The organism is Mesorhizobium sp. M7D.F.Ca.US.004.01.2.1, assembly GCF_003997785.1.
Lineage (GTDB): Bacteria > Pseudomonadota > Alphaproteobacteria > Rhizobiales > Rhizobiaceae > Mesorhizobium > Mesorhizobium loti.
In genome coordinates this window covers 1-2661 of the sequence record NZ_RZRQ01000533.1, presented here as the reverse complement: position 1 = coordinate 2661, position 2661 = coordinate 1, and the positions used below count along the sequence as shown (strand labels likewise).

Below are 2661 nucleotides of genomic sequence, written 5' to 3'. Positions count from 1 at the left end.
GCGCTGATGGGCGCCATGGTGTCGATCCAGATCGGCGCCACCTTTGCCAAGGGTCTGTTCCCGCTGATCGGCGCGCAAGGCACGACGACGCTGCGGCTGGTTATCGGCGCGTTGATGCTGATCGCGGTGCTGCGGCCCTGGCAGATGCGGCCCTCGCGCGCCACTCTGCCGTGGCTGGTCGCCTATGGGGTGACGCTTTGCGCGCTCAACCTTCTGTTCTATGCAGCGCTCGCCAGGATTCCGCTCGGCATCGCGGTGGCGCTGGAGTTTTCCGGCCCGCTTCTGGTGGCGACCTTGACCTCGCGGCGCGCCAGCGACTTTGCCTGGATCGCGCTGGCGGTGGCCGGCATCCTGCTGTTGTCGCCCTTCGTTCATTCACTCGCGCCGCTTGATCCGATCGGGGTGATGCTGGCGCTGGCGGCCGGCGGCTTCTGGGCGCTCTATATCGTGCTGGCCCAGAAAGCCGGCGCGGAGCTTGGCACCCGCACTACCGCCTACGGCATGGCGATCGCCGCCGTGCTGGTGCTGCCATTCGGCGTGGCGCAAGCGGGAACCGCGCTGCTGGCGCCCTCGATCCTGGTCAGCGCGCTGCTCGTCGGCCTGTTCTCCAGCGCACTGCCGTTCTTTCTGGAGATGGTGGCGCTGACCCGGATGCCGGCCCGCATCTACGGCACGCTGACTTGCATGGAGCCGGGGCTGGGCGCCCTGGCCGGTTTCCTGTTCCTGCACGAGAGCCTGACCGTCACGCAACTGGGCGGCATCGCCGCCGTCATTGCCGCAGCTTTCGGCACGGCGGTCACCTCGAAGCCACCGGTGCCGTCGCCGGAGTAGGGGCGGGATTACGGATGCGCGGGATCATGCCGCGAAGCCGATCCTGCCGCTGACTACCGTTCTAGCGTTGCCTTTGTCCAGTCGGCGCCCTTCATTGCTGTTCAGAACCTCAAGCTGAGATCGACCTTGGCACCCTGGTCGGCCGTGCCGCTGCCAAACTGTCCGGTGTAGGAGAGCGCCAGCGTGGCATTGGCCGACATGTTGAGGTCGAGGCCGGCCTCGATGACCGCTGCGTCCCTGGCGATCGGCACGCCGGCAATGGTGAAGGCGTCGCCGCCGGCGAAGGCGAAGCTGGAGGTCGGCGTGACATCGCCGAAGGCATGGCGCCAGCCGAGCATGCCGCGCGCGGTGGCGTTCATGCCGCCAAGTGCAAAATCGGTGGAGCCGCGCAGGCCGAGCGTGGTGAAGGTGGCGTCGGTGGTCGAGCCGGCGCTGGTCAATGCTGCATCGCCGCCCGTTTCGGTGAAGCCGTCTGTATGCACGCTGACATAGGCGAGATTGGCGAAGGGTTCGAACTTGAAGCGCCCGGCATCGGCCGCCTTGTAAGCGAGTTCTCCGAAGATCTGCGCGGTGCCGGCATCGTAGTCGGCCGACAGTCCATCCGCGAAGCCATTGAAAACGACGGAGCGTCTTGTCGAAAAACTGCTCCAGCTGTAGGCGGCGCCGGTGCGGAAAGCGATGGCGCCCCAATTGGTGCCGCCATAGAGACCGAGATGGTAGCTGTCGGCCTTGCCGGAGGAGTTGCGATCGTCCGTATCGAAGGAGGAATGGCTGTAGCCGCCGAGCAGTCCGACGCGCCAGCCGCCGACCAGCGTGTCGGCGCCGGCCAGGAGGCCGCCGGTCGAGCGGTCGAAGGCGGCGGCGTTGCCGTCACTGTCCGTGTTGCCCCAGGAGCCGAAGGCCTGGCCCCAGACGGCAAAACGCTCGGTGTCGGCGGCGACCATTTCGGGTCCGCCTTCGCCATAGGCCACGACGGGTAAAGCAGCGGTGCCACTGTCGCCGAAGGCGTCGCGGATGCGGCTGGTGGCGGCATCGCGGACGAAGCGGCTGTCCTCGACCAGCATCCCCCTGGCCGAGGCATGGATCTCGCCCGAGAGCTGATCGAAGGCGGCCTGGGCAACCGCTTCGCTCGGCAAGCCCACAATGGCATCATAGAGTGGATTGCCCGCCCCCAGGCTTTCGGCGCCTCCGCCGGTGGCGATCTGGTTGGGCGTCAGACCGACCGAGGCAAAGGACTTTGCCTGCACCACATCGAGATAGACGTGCGTCGCGTCGTAATTGGCAAGAAGGCCGATGAACGGGCCGGCCCCGTTGAGCGTGTAGGTGCCGGCGACGCCGCTAGCTGCTTGCAGCACCGTGTAATGCGTGCCCAGCACGTAAGGCGCGGCATCCGTCTTGACGACGTCGAGGACCGCGCCGGCGGCGATCGTCGCAGTGCCCGTCGCCAGGATGAGGTCTGACTGGCCGGTCGAGGTCAATTCGACCTGGTAGATCGAGCCCGCTGCCTGGTCGATGTCGCCCGCGACATTGAGCGTGCCGATTGAATTGCCCGGTGCGATGATGCCGCCCGACTGCGCCACGATGCCGCCCACCGTGCCGTTGCCGCCCAGCACGCCGCCTAAGATCGTCACCAGCGAGCTGGCCAGCGAACCGTTCACGGCCAGCCGTCCGCCCACCACGTTGGTGGCGCCGGTGAAGCCGTTCGAATTGGCGGTCAGGTTCGTCGTGCCGGCGATCTGGTTGATCGTCCCCAGCCCGCTGATCGTGGCGTCGAACGCGTAGTTTGCCTCGGTATGATTGAAATTGAGCGTGCCGACGCCACTGCCGAAC

2 protein-coding genes are annotated in these 2661 nt (G+C 66.9%); one reads left to right on the top strand and one right to left on the bottom strand.

The annotated features are described in order from the left end of the window. On the top strand, positions 1-831 hold an 831-nt coding region (locus EN993_RS34295; protein WP_164758004.1), incomplete at its 5' end, for a DMT family transporter. Between the two features lie 101 nt (positions 832-932). Here the strand turns inward: EN993_RS34295 and EN993_RS34290 are convergent. Continuing rightward, positions 933-2661: autotransporter domain-containing protein (locus EN993_RS34290; RefSeq protein WP_127266092.1), on the bottom strand; the 1729-nt coding region annotated here is incomplete at its 5' end.